Origin of the sequence: Neisseria sp. N95_16, from assembly GCF_002551535.2 — a bacterium.
Lineage (GTDB): Bacteria > Pseudomonadota > Gammaproteobacteria > Burkholderiales > Neisseriaceae > Neisseria > Neisseria brasiliensis.
In genome coordinates this window covers 1-16,780 of sequence record NZ_PDBT02000019.1, presented here as the reverse complement: position 1 = coordinate 16,780, position 16,780 = coordinate 1, and the positions used below count along the sequence as shown (strand labels likewise).

Genomic DNA, 16,780 nt, shown 5'->3' with positions numbered 1-16,780 from the left:
TCAGACGGCCTCAATCTAAAAAATACCATTGAAAATAAAGCATAAAATGACTGAAACCCAATCCCTAGACCTAGCCAAGCAACTCATTGCCCACCCGTCTGTTACCCCCGATGACCAAAACTGCCAGCAGCTTTTGGCCGAACGCCTGCAAAAAATCGGTTTTATCATCGAAGAAATGAATTTCGGCGACACCAAAAACATCTGGGCGCGCCGCGGTAACACCGCACCGGTGTTGTGTTTTGCCGGACACACCGATGTGGTGCCTACCGGCCCTTTGGAAAAATGGGATTCGCCGCCGTTTGAACCGACCGAGCGCGAAGGGTGTTTGTATGGGCGCGGTGCGGCTGATATGAAAACCAGCATTGCCTGTTTCGTTACCGCTTGCGAGCGATTTGTGGCCGAGCATCCCGACCATCAAGGCAGCATTGCGCTGCTGATTACTTCCGATGAAGAAGGCGACGCGCACGACGGCACCACCAAAGTAGTTGATGTATTAAAAGCCCGAGGCGAGTTGATTGATTATTGTATTGTCGGAGAACCGACCGCGACGAAAGTATTGGGCGATATGCTGAAAAACGGCCGTCGCGGCTCGCTTTCGGGCAATTTGACCGTTAAAGGCAAACAAGGCCACATCGCTTATCCGCATTTGGCGGTGAATCCCGTGCACACCTTTGCCCCGGCCTTGCTCGCGCTCACAAAAGAAGTATGGGACGAGGGCAACGATTATTTCCCACCGACCAGCTTCCAGATTTCCAACATCAACGGCGGTACCGGCGCCACCAACGTGATTCCGGGCGAACTCAACGTCAAATTCAATTTCCGTTTTTCGACCGAGTCCACCGAAGAGAACCTGAAACAGCGTGTGCACGATATTCTCGACCATTGCGGCGTGCAGTACGATTTAGCATGGTCTTGTTCCGGCCAGCCGTTCCTAACCCAAGCCGGCCGCTTAACCGACGTGGCACGCGCTACGATTCAGCAAATCTGCGGCGTGGAAGCCGAATTGTCCACCAGCGGCGGCACTTCAGACGGCCGTTTCATCAAAGCCATTGCGGCTGAATTGATTGAATTGGGTCCGAGCAACGCCACCATTCATCAGCTTAACGAAAATGTGTTGTTGGACGATATTCCGAAATTATCCGCGATTTATGAAGGCATGATGTCGGAATTGTTGAGATAATGAAGGCCGTCTGAAATGAACCCTGCCGATTTGCGTTTTGCCCATTGCGACGATTACACCGCCACCTTAAACGTGGCACGGCTGGACACGCCCATCGGCAAAATCTTGGCCGTGTTCAGCAGCGAAGGTTTGTGTTTGCTTGAATTTGCCGATCAAGACCAATTGCAGCGCGAATTGAACCATCTGCATCAAGCTTTGTCAGCCAATTTCAGTTGGCAAAAAAGCGCGTATCATGATGAATTTCAAAAGGAATTGGCTGAGTATTTCGCAGGCCGTCTGAAAACATTCAACACGCCGCTGCACATGGTCGGTACCGATTTTCAAAAGCAGGTGTGGGAGGTGTTGCTGACCATTCCCTACGGCGCAACCTTAAGCTACAAAGAGCAGGCGCAGCAGTTGGGCAATGTGAAGGCCATCCGCGCGGTCGCTGCGGCCAACGGGCAAAACAAAGTGTCGATTCTGATTCCGTGCCACCGCGTGATTGGCAGTGACGGCAAGTTGGTCGGCTACGGCGGCGGCATGACGCGCAAACGTTTTTTGCTGGATTTGGAAAGCGGCATGGAGCAGGGAACGCTGTTTTAAAGTTTCAGACGGCCTTGTTTGCAATCAGGCCGTCTGAAAAAAGATTTGAATCATTTGAAAACATAACGATAGAGAGAGTGCCATGAATCTCAAAAACCGCCATTTTTTAAAGCTGCTCGATTTCAGCCAAGATGAAATCCTGCATTATTTGAAGCTTGCCGCCGAACTCAAAGCCGCCAAAAAAGCAGGCAAAGAAGTGCAGCAGATGAAAGGCAAAAACATTGCGCTGATTTTTGAAAAAACATCCACCCGCACACGTTGCGCTTTTGAAGTAGCGGCGCGCGATCAAGGCGCGGGCGTGACCTATCTCGAGCCGACCGGCAGTCAAATCGGCCATAAAGAAAGCATCAAAGATACTGCGCGCGTGTTGGGTCGCATGTATGACGGCATTGAATACCGCGGTTTCGGGCAGGAAATTGTCGAAGAATTGGCCAAATACGCCGGCGTACCCGTGTTCAACGGCTTGACCAACGAATTCCACCCGACACAAATGCTGGCCGATGCGCTGACCATGCAGGAACACAGCGACAAACCGCTTCATCAAGTGGCTTATGCTTATGTCGGTGACGCGCGTTACAACATGGCCAATTCATTGTTGATTCTGGGCGCGAAACTCGGCATGGACGTGCGCATCGGTGCACCAAAAGCCTTGTGGCCGTCTGAAGACATCGTGGCGCAAGCCAAAGCCGTGGCAGCGGAAACCGGTGCGAAAATCTTGCTGACCGAAAACGCCAAAGAAGCCGTCAACGGCGTGGATTTTATCCACACCGACGTATGGGTGAGCATGGGCGAGCCGAAAGAAGTGTGGCAGGAGCGCATCGATTTGCTCAAAGCCTACCGCGTCACGCCTGAGCTGATGGCCGCTTCAGGCAATGCACAAGTGAAATTCATGCACTGTCTGCCTGCTTTCCACAACCGTGAAACCACAGTCGGCGAATGGATTTATGAAACTTTCGGCCTTAACGGCGTGGAAGTAACCAAAGACGTGTTCGAAAGCGAAGCCAGTATTGTGTTTGACCAAGCGGAAAACCGCATGCACACGATTAAAGCAGTGATGGTGGCTGCACTGGGTGAGTAAGGTTTAAGAATAAAATCAAGGCCGTCTGAAACATGATTGTTCAGACGGTCTTTTGTTGTTGATTGGTTTTCAGAAGAAATCAACCTTCACGGCTGTGTTCATCAGCTACTTTCACCGCTTCTTCAGCATTAAATTCGCTCAACACGCCTTGTTTCATCGAGATAATCCGTTCGGCGTGATGGAAATATTTGTCATCGTGGCTGATGGCGAAGACAGTGTAGCCTTGTTGCTGCAAAAGCGGCAGCAGTTCTTCGTAAAACACGCGGCGGAAATGCGGGTCTTGGTCGGCTGCCCATTCGTCGAGAATCAGCATGCTGCGGTTTTCTAATGCTGCCGCCAACAGGCCGAGACGTTTCTTTTGCCCCTGTGATAATTTGCTGTTGAGAATGCGGTTTTTTTCAAGTTTTACTTTGTCGCTCAATTGCAGGCGGTCGAGCCAGCGGGCAATCATTTCGGCAGAAGCATCTTCGCCCATGTTGTCGACCAGTTGGTCGAATAAATGAAAATCGGTGAATACGCTGGCAAAAAGTTGGCGGTAGGCATCGCGGTTGTGTTCGGTGATTTCGATGTCGTCCACAAAGATTTTGCCCGAAGTCGGGATGTACAAACCGGCCAAAATCATCGACAGCGTGGATTTGCCTGATCCGTTGCCGCCGATGAGAAAAACGGTTTCATGGCGACGAAGTGTGAGATTCACCGGCTGCAATGCGAATGATTGCCCGCCTTGTTCGGGGTAGGTGTAGGTGATATTTTCCAAACGGATGGTCTGCCATTCAGATGGCATGTGATGATGGCTGTGAAACTTTGGGTGGTATGCCGTTAAACCGAGATTGTTCAGCGCTTCGAGTGCCACTTTGCTGTTCATCAGCATGGGAAACGCGCCGATGGCTTGCGACAGCGGCGAGCGCATAAACAAAACAGTCATGGTGACGGTTGCTGCATCGGTCAGGCTCGCCCACTGATGATACACCGATAAATAAAAAATAATGCCGACTGCCGCCAGCATGGCGGTGTTGCCCCAGTTAATTGCCAAGGCATGCAGACTATCGGCACGCACCGCCCAGCTACGGTTATTTTGTGCGGCGGTAGTGAAGTCTTCGCGATAGAAGCGCTCGGCGCGGTAGCGGTTGAGCGTTAGCTCTTTATGACCGTCGAGGCTGGTTTCATAATTGGTGTAAAGCTCGTCTTCAAAACCACGCATTTTACGGAAGCTTTGGAACACGTGTTTGACAATCAGATTGGTGCCGACAATCATCAGCAGCAACACGACAGCGGTAACCAGAAAAAGCTTGGGTGACAGCCACGCCAAATACAGGCTACAACCGACGGTAAACAATACGCCTTGTGTAAACTCGGGCAAGCGGGTAAATGCCATGCTCAACGAGCGGATGTCGTTCGACAAGCTGGCCAGTAGTTTTGGTTTGCCCGTCAGCTGGATTTGCGCTTCTTGCGAATCCATAATCCGCTTCAAAAGCTGCGTGCGCATTTCAAACACAAACTGATGACCAATACGCGACAGGCGGATTTGCGACCAAGTGGCCACTACCAAATAAGCCAGTAACAGTAAGCCGAACGGCCACATCAAGCCACTGATCGCGCCGGCTTCACTTTGCAGCAGATAAGTGTTGATAAACATTAATACGCCGATGCCGAACAGGCCGGACAGCAAGGTCAGGCCGAACATAATCAGAAAAGGCTTACGGTATTGCCGGTAGGTAGATAAGGGAAATGATGTTCATGTATAAAGCAGTAGGAATACCAAGGCCGTCTGAACGATTCAGACAGCCTTGATGATTTATTCATGATTGTCCAAATGGTAAATTTGGGCAACAGTGTCGATGATGTCGTTGTCGGAAGAGCCGGCTTTGTTGAGTGCACGGGTAGGCGAGTGAAGCAATTTATTGGTCAATTGAATGGATAAACGCTCCAATACTTCTTCGGCCGATGTGCCTTTGGCCAATTGTTTCATGGCGTTTTCCAATACTTGGCGGCGGGCGCGTTCGCCTTCGTCACGTAATGCGCGAATCAGCGGCACGCTTTGGCGGCTTTTCTGCCATTCGACAAATTCACCGACTTTTTCTTCCACCATGGCTTCGGCAGCGGAAGCGGCTTTTTGGCGTGCTTCTTTGCCGCTTTGCACGATGTCCTGCATATCGTCCACGGTGTAGAGATAGGCATCGTTTAATTCGCTGACTTCTTCTTCAATGTCGCGTGGCGCGGCTAAATCGAGCATGAACACAGGCATGTGGTAACGTTTTTTTAATGCACGTTCGACCATGCCTTTGCCGACAATCGGCAATTGGCTGGCGGTGGACGACACAATCACGTCGTACTCATGCATGATGTCCGGCAGTTGGCTCAATAAGCACGGCTCGGCGTTGACGCTGAGTTTGTCGCACAATTCCTGCGCGCGCGGCAGGGTGCGGTTGGCGACGGTAATCAGACGCGGATTTTTGGCGGCAAAATAAGTGGCCACTAATTCAATCATTTCGCCCGCGCCGATAAACAAGACATTTAAATCGGCAATGTCGGGGAAGATTTGTTCGGCCATTTTTACCGAAGCAGACGCCATCGATACCGAATTTTCGCCCACGGCGGTATCGGTACGCACTTCTTTGGCGACGGCAAATGTTTTTTGGAACAAGGCATTCAGGTTGCTGTTGATGCTTTCTTGTTCTTGCGCGATGCGCACGGCATCTTTGATTTGGCCGAGAATTTGTGGTTCGCCCAATACCATCGAATCTAAGCCACAGGCTACGCGGAAGGCATGGCGCACGGTTTCGTTGCTGTCGAAGGTGTAGAGATAAGGGCGGATTTCATCGGCGGGCAAGTCGTGGTATTGCGCCAGCCATTCGATGATTTCTTCGGTGTCGCCGACGCAATAAAGCTCGGTGCGGTTGCAGGTGGACAAAATTACCGCTTCTTTGGCCGCATCGCTGCTGGCCAAGCTTTGCACGGCATCAGGCAGGCTTGCCGCAGCAAAAGCCAGCTTTTCGCGTATGCTCAAAGGCGCAGTTTGATGGTTGAGTCCGACGGCGGTAAGTTGCATGGGAATGTTAAGAATAGGGTAGTGTGCGTGAAGGCGTTATTATAGCGTAAGTTGGTTTTAAAAAGAATGTTTTGCGGCTTATGCAATCTGTTTGATTGCTAAATTTTAGCAGAAAATGGTTGGGCTAAATGATTGAACGGATAGAAAAAGGCCGTCTGAAATGATTCAGACGGCCTTTGATTTTGGTTTTAAACTGCTTCGGCTTCTTCAGCCAAGAAGCCGCGCAATTTTTGCATGGCTTTGGCTTCGATTTGGCGGATGCGCTCGGCCGATACACCGTATTCGGCAGCCAATTCGTGCAGAGTCAAACCGCCATCGTCTTGCAACCAGCGGCTTTCAACGATGTGACGGCTGCGGTCGTCCAGTTGTGCCAAGGCATTTTGCAGGCCATCGGTTTGCAGCGCGTAATGGGCTTGCTTGGCGATTTGCTGGGTCGGCTCGGTTTCGTTATCGGCTAACCAGTCGATTGGGGCGAAGTTGTCTTCGTCATCGTTGCTGTCGGCCAAAATGCCAATATCGTGGCCGGTCATGCGTTGTTCCATTTCCAATACTTCGGAAAGTTTTACGCCCAAATCATCGGCGATGTCTTGCGCTTCTTTCGGCGACAAGGCATTCAGGCTTTTACGCATGCTGCGCAGATTGAAAAATAGTTTGCGTTGCGGCTTGGTGGTGGCTACACGCACCAAGCGCCAGTTGCGCAGAATAAATTCGTGGATTTCGGCTTTAATCCAATGCACGGCAAATGAGAACAAGCGCGCGCCACGGCTTGGTTCGTAGCGTTTCACTGCTTTCATCAGGCCGATGTTGCCTTCTTGAATCAAGTCGGCTTGGTTCAGGCCGTAGCCATCGTAACCGCGGGCGATGGACACCACCACGCGCAAGTGGGAAAGAATCAATTGTTTAGCGGCGTTTAAATCGCCTTTTTGTTGGCGTTCTGCCAGTTGGGTTTCTTCTTCGGCAGAAAGCATTGGAATATTGTTCACGGTATGAATGTATTGCTCCAAGCTACCGTTACCGCTGTGGATTACTGGTAATGCAAAAGCGTTATTCATCATTAAGTGGCTTTCCTTGTTATGCGCGCCAGCCGGTAATCAGCAAGCGCTTAAGAATGTGTGGCGAAGTAGTATAACACTACTGTTTTGATATGGCTATTAGACCGCTTTTTTGTGTTAATGTTGTATGTGTGATAGGTTAAATTTTGTATTTTTAAAAATATGATTAATTTTTAATATTTTAGTGTTTTGCTCGGGAATAGACTTATTATAGAACAATTTATGGGTGATGTAAATTCAGACGGCCTGATAAACAATCAGTCTATCAGGCGTCTGAACAGTGTAGTGATGGGCTTATTCTTGCTTGTTGCGCAGGGTGAAAAGCAGTAAGGCTGCGGCGCTGAGTAGGCCGATTAGCCACCAAGAACTGCCCATTTTCATGTAAGGCGTTTCGCCGATGTAGCCTTTGACATGGCCTTCTAACACGGTTTCGGTGTTGGCTTCTGCTTCGCTGATGATGCTGCCTTTAGGCGAAATAATCGCGGTGGTGCCGGTGTTGGTGGCGCGCACCATATAGCGGCCTAATTCCATCGCGCGCGCTTGCGACTGCTGCAATTGCTGATACATGGCGTTGGAATCGCCATACCATGCCATATTGCTGACGTTGGCCAGCAGGGTGGATTGGCGGGCAGTGGCGATTAATTCGTCGCCAAAACCGTCTTCATAGCAGATGTTGAATGCCACACGCTGGTCTTTCATCACCAAAGGCGCTTGGCCTTCGCCGCCTTTGCGGAAGTCGGCCAGCGGCATGTTCATCATGCGGTAAAGCACGTTGGTGATGGCGGGTAAGGGTTTGTATTCGCCAAACGGCACCAAGTGGTTTTTGGCGTAATACGGGATTTCTTCGGCGGTGGTGTTGTTGTAGTTGCTTAAGTTAATCACGGCATTTTCATAGCCGTTGCCATCACGTGTGTATTGGCTGATGCCCAAAGCCAGCGCGCTGCCGTTGCTTTGTGCTTGCGCGGCAAAGGTACTCAACACTTCTTCTGGCAGGGTTTGGCGCATTTCCGGAATGGCGGTTTCCGGCAAAATCACGATGTCGGCACGGGTTTTGCTCAGCTGCTCGTAATACTTTTGAATGGTCGGAACGATTTGGTCTTCCTGCCATTTGATGTGTTGTTCGATATTGCCTTGCAGCAGGGCGACGGTGTTGGTGCTGCCGTCCGGTTCGGTAAATTCGGCTTCTTGGGCGATGTAGCCGACGGTGCACAAAGCCACGCCGCAACATAAAGGCATGAGCCGGTTTTTCAGACGGCCTGCGTTATCGACCAACAATACCAACCATGCGCCAATGCAGGCGGTGGCAAAGGTCACCAAATGAATGCCGCCGATGGGTGCGAAGCCGGCCAGCGGGCTGGTTTTGGTGATTTGTGAATAACCTAATGCGCCCCAGCCGAAACCGGTCAAGAAACGTTCGCGGGCAAACTCGGTTAGCGTCCATAAAATCGGCAGCACAATACCGATTTTAATCCAGCGCGGAAAGTGGAATTTTTTCCATAACCAAAAACACAGGGCAGGGTAGAGCGCCAAAAATGCCGGCAGCAACACTGTCATTGGAATAGCATAAAGATTCGGCAGGCCGGCAACTTCGTGCAAGGCAGTATGAATCCAGTAAAACTGGGACACATAAGCAAAAAAGCCGAACACATAAGCCGTTGAAGCAGCCACGCGCGGGCGCAGCTCAATCAGGCGGATCAGAGCGCCGAATAGCAGTGGCATCAGCCAGAAATGATAATAAGGGGCAAAGGCGAGCGGCGTAGCACTACCGATAACGATGACCAGCGGCCAATAGAGCAGCGGCTTTTGCCAATATGTTTCGAGTTTACGGAGAATCTTCATGCGTTAAGTGACAAGAAAGAGTGGAGGCCGTCTGAAGGCTTTAGGTTTCAGACGGCCTTACGGCACACAAATCAATGTTTTTTAGAGAATACTTTCATCAAAGGCAATACCACGGCGCACACCGCCGCACCGGTCAGTACACCGACCACTAAGTTGGCCACTTGTGCCATCAGGCCGGTATCCCAATGATGGGCGTGCAGGAAATCGTGTACTGGGCCGAAGTTGTGGGCGATGATACCGCCGCCGACCAAGAACATCGCCAGAGTGCCGACCACGCTCAATGCGCGCATAAACCACGGCATGAAAGCGATGATGCCACGGCCAAAGGCTTTGGCAGCGCTGCTGCCTTTTTCGATTAGGCGCAAACCTAAATCATCGAGCTTAACAATGATGGCAACCAAGCCGTACACAATCACGGTCATGCCGATGCCGATGGCCGACATCACCAAAGACTTGGTCAGCACGCCGTAGGCGCTTACCACGCCCAAGGCGATGATGATGATTTCGGCCGACAAAATAAAGTCGGTGCGGATGGCGCCGGTGATTTTGGCTTTTTCATCAAAAATTTCATCGCTGGCGTGCGAAGCGGCTTCATTGTCGTCGTTTTTGTGCAAAAATTTATGCAGCAGCTTTTCCACGCCTTCAAAACACAAATACGCGCCGCCAATCATCAATAAAGGCGTAATCGCAGCCGGTAGGAAAATAGATAACAATAAAGCCGCCGGTACCAAAATGACTTTATTAATCAGCGAGCCTTTGGCCACTGCCCATACAATCGGCAATTCGCGTTCGGCAGAAGCACCGGTCACTTGGTTGGCATTCAAGGCCAAATCGTCGCCGACCACGCCGGCAGTTTTCTTGGCGGCCATTTTGGTCATTAAGGCCACGTCGTCCAATACGGCGGTAATGTCGTCAAGCAGGGTAAATAGGGAAGCAAAAGCCATTTTGAATGGTTCCTAATAAAGAAAAAGTCATGATTTTCCGCTAAGCTAGGTTTGATTGGCGACCAGTTGACGCATAAATCTGCCTTTAGCGAAACCCACTATTATAGCTGAAAATTATACGGATTTTATCATTCAGACGGCCTTTAATTTAATTAAAGGAAAGAAAAGATTATTAAGTGGTTGCCAATTGCATGGTATGACATGTGCTAAAATTCCCCATAATCGGCCGATAACGCCATAAATCGCTGTTTTCCCCCTTAACTTCCAGCAGATCAGGAGAAATAAAAACGTGGATTGGATGAATATCTTATTCCTGCTCGGCGGCGCGCTGCTGTTTTTGAGTGTGGTTTCCACCACACTGTCGGCGCGTTTGGGTATGCCCTTGCTGTTGGTGTTTTTGGGGGTTGGCATTTTGGCCGGTGAAGAGGGGATAGGCGGCATTGAGTTTGACAATTTTGTCTCGGCCAACTTCATTTGCCAGCTTGCTTTGGCGGTGATTTTGCTGGATGGTGGATTGCGCACGCGTTTTCAGAGCTTCCATATCGGTTTGAAACCGGCGGCGGTGTTGGCAACATGGGGTGTGTTTGCCAGCGTAGCTTTGTTAGGTATTTTCACCACGCTTTATTTGGATGTGGATTGGCGCTTTGGTTTACTGATGGCGGCGATTGTCGGCTCGACCGACGCCGGTGCGGTATTCAGTCTGTTGCGCAACAGCGGCGTGCGCTTGAATCAGCGTGTGCAAGCGACGCTGGAAATTGAATCCGGTGCCAACGACCCAATGGCGATTTTCTTGGTGACTGCGGTCATTGCCATGATGGTTAAGCCGGATGAGGGCGGCGTGATGTCGTTTGTGTGGATGTTGCTGCTACAAATCGGCTTTGGTTTGCTGATGGGCTTTATCGGTGGCAAATTGCTGGCCAAGCTGGTACGCCGTCTGAATCTGCCGGAAGGTTTGTATGCCTTGATGATTGTATCGGGTGGTTTGCTGGTGTTTTCGTTTACCAACTTGATTGGCGGCAGCGGCTTTTTGGCGGTGTATTTGGCCGGCGTATTGGTGGGCAATCAGCACAACCACGCGACGGAACACGTTTTACGCGTGATGGACGGCTTAGCATGGCTGGCTCAGGCAACCATGTTTGTCGTGTTGGGTTTGCTGGTAACACCGTCGAGTGTGTTGGAGCGTGGTTCTGATGCGATGGTATTGGCGGCATTTTTGATGTTGGTGGCGCGACCGATTGCAGTGCTTACCGGCTTGTGGCCGTTTAATTACAGCGTGCGTGAAAAGGCATACATCAGTTGGCTGGGTTTGCGCGGTGCAGTGCCGATTACGCTGGCGATGATGCCATTGGTGATGGGTGTACCCAATTCGCGGGCATTGTTTGACGTGGCATTTGCGGTGGTGGTGTTGTCACTGCTGATTCAGGGCACAACCATTCCGGTGATGGCGCGCTTGCTGAAAGTGGCCATGCCGCCGAAGCCGGAGCCAACCGACAGCCGCGATATTTGGTTGGCGGAAAAAGAAGCAGTGCGCATGACATCGTTTAAAGTGGTGAAGCAATCCGAAGCAGAAGGCGTGCATCCCGATGATGTGGCGCCAATTTCAGCCAGCTTCGACCGCCGCTGTTTTGCACTGATTCGCGAAGGACACCGAATCGAGTTGCAAAGCGATACCAAGCTGAAAAAAGACGACATTGCTTGGTATATCCTGCCTGATGATCAGGTCGAAAATATGGCCTATTACTTTACTGAAACCGATAAGAGCGTGTTGCTGAATTTCGATTATTTTGGCGAATTTTCATTTGATCCGGTTAGCCGTGCCGGTGATTTGGCGAAGGCTTATGGTTTGAAATTGCAGCCGAACGAAGAGAGTTTGAGCTTGAGCGAATTATTTGAGCTGCGTTCGGAAAGCACCAAATGGGTGGAGGGCGACCGCGTGAGCATTGGTGAATTTGAGCTGACGATTAAAGAATTGAATAAAGACGGCAGCATTAAATTGATGGGTATGAAGTTCCCTGATTAAACAATGAGCTGTTTATATGAATCGAGGCCGTCTGAAATGTTTCAGACGGCCTCGATTTATTTTTCAGGCTGAGGCCTTTGCAAAACCCCAGATTTGAGTGCAGTTCGAAGTTAAAGCAGCACAGAAAGTGCAGACATATCACAAAGATAGGCAAGCTTTCGAGCAGCGCATAACGAAGAAATGTGCCAAAGATGGGGAATTTGCAAAGGTCTCAAGCTTTAAAACGCTTCACCAACTTTCACGCCGTTGGCAACATCTTTCGGTGTCGCCAGTTGGGCAGTTAAGGCTTGTGCGGCTTTGAATTCATTACTCTGCATCATCGCTTCGGCGGCTTCGGTGCTCAAGGTGTTGGCCATATAAGCCCAACGTGCGGCCAAGTGCGGATTATGCGGCATGTCGAAATCTTCGCGCAGTTCATCGACTAAGTCAGGGCGGTTGCACACCAATGCAATATCGCAGCCGGCGGCAAACGCGCTTTGAACGCGCGCTTTAATGCCACCCGCGCTGCCCGCGCCTTCCATGGTGAGGTCGTCTGAAAAAATTACGCCGTCAAAACCAATATCTTGGCGCAAGATTTGTTTCAGCCATTTTTCTGAAAAACCGGCCGGATTCGGGGCGATTCGTGGATAAACCACATGCGCAGGCATCACCGCAGCCATGCCTGCATCGCTGAGTTTGCCGAACGGAATCATATCGGCGGCCTGTAAATCGGCCAAGCAGCGGTCGTCTTGCGGCTGGGTGAGGTGGCTGTCGCCTTTGACAAAGCCGTGGCCGGGGAAGTGTTTGCCGCAGGATTTCATGCCGCCTTTGTTTAAACCTTTTTGCAAGGCCAAGGCCAATTCGGTGACGATGTCGGCATTTTCGTGAAAGCTGCGGTTGCCGATAACGGCGCATTGCCCCCAATCCAAATCCAATACCGGTGTGAACGATAAATCCACGCCGCAGGCGCTCAATTCGGTTGCCAATACCCAGCCCACTTGTTCGGCTTGGGTTTTGGCGGCGGCTTCGCCTTGGTTGTCCCAAATTTCGCCCAATACGCGCATGGCCGGCAGGCGTGTGAAACCGTTAATAAAACGCTGTACGCGGCCGCCTTCGTGGTCGACGGCAATAATCAGCTCTGGCGTGCGCAAGGCTTTGATGTCGCGGATTAAGGCTTTGAGTTGCGGCACGTTGTCAAAATTTCGGCGAAACAGAATCACGCCGCCGATGGCAGGGTCGAGCAGGCGTTGTTTTTCTTCGTCGGTCAATGCAAACGCATTCACATCGGCCATCACCGGGCCGCGTTCCATCACGGTTTGGGTCATTTTGTTTCCTTTATTGCAAAACGTTTCAGACGGCCTTGAGGCCGTCTGAACAATTAAGCGGCAAGTGCGGCTTTTTTGCTGCGCAACACCAAAATCAATACCGCCAGCACCACGGCAGTCACGCCGAAGCCGAGCAGGGCGGAATGGGTGAAGCCCAGTACCAGATAGCCGCTGGCGGCTGCGGCAGCCACGGTCAGTGCGTAAGGCAGCTGCGAAGTGACGTGGTCGATGTGGTTACATTGTGCGCCGGTGGAGGACAGAATAGTGGTATCGGAAATCGGTGAGCAATGGTCACCACACACCGCGCCGGCCATCACTGCCGACAAGCAAGGGATAATCAGGCTCGGGTCGATTTTCACCGCCATGGCCGCAGCAATCGGCAACATAATGCCGAAGGTGCCCCAACTGGTGCCGGTGGCAAATGCCATTACGCTGCCCAAGGCAAACAGAATTACCGGTAAAAAGCCCGGGTGGATGTTGCCCGCGACTAAGGTGGATAAAAATTCGCCGGTGCGCATTTCGCTGACCACGGTGCTGATCAGCCACGCCAAAATCAGAATGCTGATGGCGCCAAACATCGATTTCATGCCTTCCCAAATCGCTTTTGGGTAAACATGGGCTTCGATGGTGCCGACTGTGCAGAACAATACTGCCAACACGCCCAACACGCCGCCGAATACCAATGAAGTGTTCACATCGGTGTTTTCAAATGCGCCTAAAATGCTGAAGCTTTCTAAGGCTTGTGCGCCGGTGTAGAGCATGGCGGAAATGGTGGCGAAAATCAGCACCAATACCGGAATAATCAGCGCAAACACGCGGCCTTTCGAGCCGTCTGAAACGGCTTGTTCTTCATGTGTTTCGTTCAGGGCTTGTTGCTCGAAGCGGCTCATCGAACCGATGTCGAACGAGAAATACGCCACAAAAAACACCATCAACAGCGCAAACAAGGCGTAATAGTTCATCGCGCTCATGGCGATAAACGTGCCCATCGGCGTGTATTCAGTGATGTTGTAGGTCACCAGCAAGCCTGCCAACGTGGCGATAATCGAAGCCCCCCAGCTGGAAACCGGCATCAGCACACACATCGGTGCAGCGGTGGAGTCCAAAATATAAGCCAATTTGGCACGCGATACTTTGAAGCGGTCGGTCACCGGACGGGCAATCGCGCCCACGGCCAAGCTGTGGAAATAGTCATCAATAAAGGTCACGAATACCAAGCAGGCGGTCAACATTTTGGCGCCGCAACGGCTTTGAATGTGTTGTCTTGCCCAGTCGGCAAATGCTTGATTACTGCCTGAATAAGTCAGCAAAGAAGTAAAAATACCCAATAATAACAAGAAAATCAGTATTTTGAGTTTACCCAGCGACCATTCGCCATCAGCCCAAACCAATGATATAGCAATGTCTTTAAAGTGGGTCAGGGCATTGAGCGGGTTGCCGCCGGTGAGCATCAATACGCCGACGATGATGCCGATGGCCAGAGAGAGTAAAACGCGGCGGGTAATCACGGCCAGCGCCAGCGCCAGAAATGCCGGAATCACCGACATAAAAGAGCTTGAGTAATCGATTAATTGCATAAAATAAAAGGATAAAGTGTCAATGAAATTAGTCTGTTTCAGACGGAATAATGTGTATGAATAAGGTCGAGACCTTTGTAAAACTCGTAAATTTTCAAAAATCTTTAAACCGTCATTCCCGCGTAGGTGGGAATCCAGAACGTAAAATTACTGAAATAATTAAATATTCCTGAAAACTCTAAGTCTGGATTCCCGCCTACGCGGGAATGACGGGCATAGTTTTCTTGGTTTAAATTGAGTTTTGCAAAGCCTCATGCCGTCTGAAAAAGCATTAAGGCTAAACGGCAAAATACCCGCCATTTCAAAAATAACGGGTATTTTATCATTACTTTACAAGTTTATGCCGTTTTATTGCAGATTCAAGGCCAAGAAGAGAGTATCGCCGCCGCGACGTACCAGCAGTGGGACATTTTTACCGGCGCTGATTAAGGCACTGCGGAAGCTTGATTCGTCATTCACCGACATTTGCCCTACCGCCATGATTTCGTCACCGCGCTTCAAACCGGCACGTTCGGCCGCACCGCTTGCGCGGGCAACGATTAAGCGTTGTGTGTTATCGGTGGCTTGAGTCTGCAGGGTCAGACCGGCTTCTTCTATCATAAAGGTTTGTACATCATTGGGTGACATCAAGTTTCCCATTTCAGCTTGAGCGCTAGGCGATGATGTCCCCGTACTTCCTAAGGTTACAGTGATGGCAATTTTCTCACCGTTGCGCCACACTTCCAGTGTTACTTCTTTCCCCGGGGTCATGGCGCCGACCATGACCGGTAAGTCGCTGGAAGCGCGCACTTCTTCACCATTTACACTGCGCACAATGTCACCTACCTGCAAACCGGCTTGCTGCGCGGGGCTGTTTGGCATCACTTTGGCAATCAAAGCGCCGCTGGCACGGTCTAAGTTGAACGATTTTGCCAAGTCGTAAGAGACTTCTTGGATAATCACACCCAATTGGCCGCGCTGCACTTTGCCGCTGGTTTTCAGCTGTTCGGCCACATTCATCGCCACATCAATCGGAATGGCGAACGAAATGCCCATAAAGCCACCGCTGCGGCTGTAGATTTGTGAATTGATGCCGACCACTTGGCCTTTAAGGTTAAACAATGGTCCACCCGAGTTGCCCGGGTTGATGGCGACGTCGGTTTGGATAAACGGGGTGTAGTGTTCGTTCGGCAGACTACGGCCTTTCGCCGACACAATGCCTGAAGTGACGCTGTTGTCAAAGCCAAACGGTGCGCCGATAGCCGCCACCCATTCGCCCGGTTTGAGCATTTTGGGATCCCCGATTTTGACAGTCGGGAGATTGTCGGCCTCGATTTTCAATAAAGCCACATCAGATTGCTGGTCGGAACCAATCAGCTTGGCGGTGTATTCGCGTTTGTCGTTGAGCAATACTTTGATGTTGCCCATACCTGCAACAACGTGGGTATTGGTGAGAATGTAGCCGTCGGGGCTGATGATAAAACCTGAGCCGAAGTTCAGCTCGCTGCTGTCGGCTCCTTCTTGAGGCATATCGGGCAGATTGGGTACCAAGCGTTTAAAAAATTCATAGAATGGATCGTTATCCGGAAATTGACTGAGATCCATACCGCTTTCTTCAGCACGCTGCTGGCTGCGCTTGGCTGCCGTGGCTTGAATATTGACCACGGTTTGCCCTTCGTTTTGTACCAATTGGGCAAAATCAGGCAGCAACATACCGATGCTGCCGTCGTCTTTTTGCGGCTCAATGCGTTGAACCAGTTCTTTTTCTTCGTCTTGGGTGTTGTCGTTACTGAAAAAACTGCCGGCTTTGTCACACGCGCTCAACGCCAGTGCGGAGGCGATGGCTAAAGCCATATATCTTTTGGTATTTTTTGTCACAGTCATTCCTTGTTATGCAGTATCTGTTTTATCGGGTTGCGGTTTGTCAATCAGACGGAAGGGCAAGATGCCCACAATACCCCTAATTCGAATGGATAGGGGCAATTTTACCGATTATGGACATTTTTTCAAGCATTTCATTTTCAATGGAAAAGGCCGTCTGAAACGTTTCAGACGGCCTCAAAGCCTAGCTATATTGGGGCTTAGGAAGCAAAATCATCAAAAAACCTGATAAGCTCCTAATATGAAACTAAAAAATAAGTATCAAAAGTTCAGCAAAATTTCAGAGCAAAAGTTT

The 16,780-nt window shown here is 50.7% G+C and carries 10 protein-coding genes and 2 pseudogenes; 4 read left to right on the top strand and 8 right to left on the bottom strand.

Annotation, left to right across the window (positions count from 1 at the left end; all coding sequences use genetic code 11):
• Nucleotides 1-46 precede the first annotated feature (46 nt).
• From dapE to argF, 3 genes and pseudogenes are all read left to right on the top strand, one after another.
• Nucleotides 47-1,180: a succinyl-diaminopimelate desuccinylase gene (gene dapE, locus CRG49_RS04680; protein WP_095503356.1), complete on the top strand. Its 1,134-nt coding sequence runs from the start codon at nucleotides 47-49 to the stop codon at nucleotides 1,178-1,180.
• A gap of 75 nt (nucleotides 1,181-1,255) precedes the next feature.
• Nucleotides 1,256-1,762: pseudogene (locus tag CRG49_RS04675) on the top strand (methylated-DNA--[protein]-cysteine S-methyltransferase); the annotation flags it as partial.
• Between the two features lie 82 nt (nucleotides 1,763-1,844).
• Entirely contained in the window at nucleotides 1,845-2,840 is a 996-nt protein-coding gene (gene argF, locus CRG49_RS04670) for an ornithine carbamoyltransferase (RefSeq protein ID WP_095503358.1), read from the top strand.
• 79 nt (nucleotides 2,841-2,919) lie between these two features.
• On the opposite strand, the pseudogene CRG49_RS04665 reads toward argF, so the two are convergent.
• The 5 genes and pseudogenes from CRG49_RS04665 to CRG49_RS04645 all read right to left on the bottom strand — a co-directional run.
• A pseudogene (locus CRG49_RS04665) lies at nucleotides 2,920-4,548 on the bottom strand (multidrug ABC transporter permease/ATP-binding protein); the annotation flags it as partial.
• Nucleotides 4,549-4,635: 87 nt separating this feature from the next.
• Nucleotides 4,636-5,889 (bottom strand): glutamyl-tRNA reductase, encoded by a 1,254-nt coding sequence (gene hemA / locus CRG49_RS04660; RefSeq protein WP_095503360.1) that lies wholly within the window; start codon nucleotides 5,887-5,889, stop codon nucleotides 4,636-4,638.
• 188 nt (nucleotides 5,890-6,077) lie between these two features.
• The gene (rpoH, locus tag CRG49_RS04655) at nucleotides 6,078-6,941 is read right to left on the bottom strand and encodes an RNA polymerase sigma factor RpoH (protein WP_095503369.1); all 864 of its coding nucleotides are present in this window, start codon (nucleotides 6,939-6,941) and stop codon (nucleotides 6,078-6,080) included.
• A gap of 294 nt (nucleotides 6,942-7,235) precedes the next feature.
• On the bottom strand, nucleotides 7,236-8,780 hold the full coding sequence (lnt, locus tag CRG49_RS04650) for an apolipoprotein N-acyltransferase (protein WP_095503361.1): 1,545 nt from the start codon (nucleotides 8,778-8,780) through the stop codon (nucleotides 7,236-7,238).
• Between the two features lie 71 nt (nucleotides 8,781-8,851).
• Nucleotides 8,852-9,724 carry a DUF808 domain-containing protein gene (locus CRG49_RS04645; protein ID WP_095503362.1) on the bottom strand — a complete coding sequence of 291 codons (873 nt, stop codon included), beginning with the start codon at nucleotides 9,722-9,724 and terminating at the stop codon, nucleotides 8,852-8,854.
• 289 nt (nucleotides 9,725-10,013) lie between these two features.
• Between CRG49_RS04645 and CRG49_RS04640 the strand changes: the two genes are divergently transcribed.
• Entirely contained in the window at nucleotides 10,014-11,744 is a 1,731-nt protein-coding gene (locus CRG49_RS04640; protein ID WP_198515148.1) for a potassium/proton antiporter, read from the top strand.
• Nucleotides 11,745-11,962: 218 nt separating this feature from the next.
• Here the strand turns inward: CRG49_RS04640 and nagZ are convergent, their stop codons facing one another.
• From nagZ to CRG49_RS04625, 3 genes are all read right to left on the bottom strand, one after another.
• Nucleotides 11,963-13,015 (bottom strand): beta-N-acetylhexosaminidase, encoded by a 1,053-nt coding sequence (gene nagZ / locus CRG49_RS04635; protein WP_195690076.1) that lies wholly within the window; start codon nucleotides 13,013-13,015, stop codon nucleotides 11,963-11,965.
• 86 nt (nucleotides 13,016-13,101) lie between these two features.
• Entirely contained in the window at nucleotides 13,102-14,625 is a 1,524-nt protein-coding gene (locus CRG49_RS04630) for a Na+/H+ antiporter NhaC family protein (protein ID WP_095503365.1), read from the bottom strand.
• A gap of 348 nt (nucleotides 14,626-14,973) precedes the next feature.
• Entirely contained in the window at nucleotides 14,974-16,488 is a 1,515-nt protein-coding gene (locus CRG49_RS04625) for a DegQ family serine endoprotease (protein ID WP_095503366.1), read from the bottom strand.
• Nucleotides 16,489-16,780: the final 292 nt, after the last annotated feature.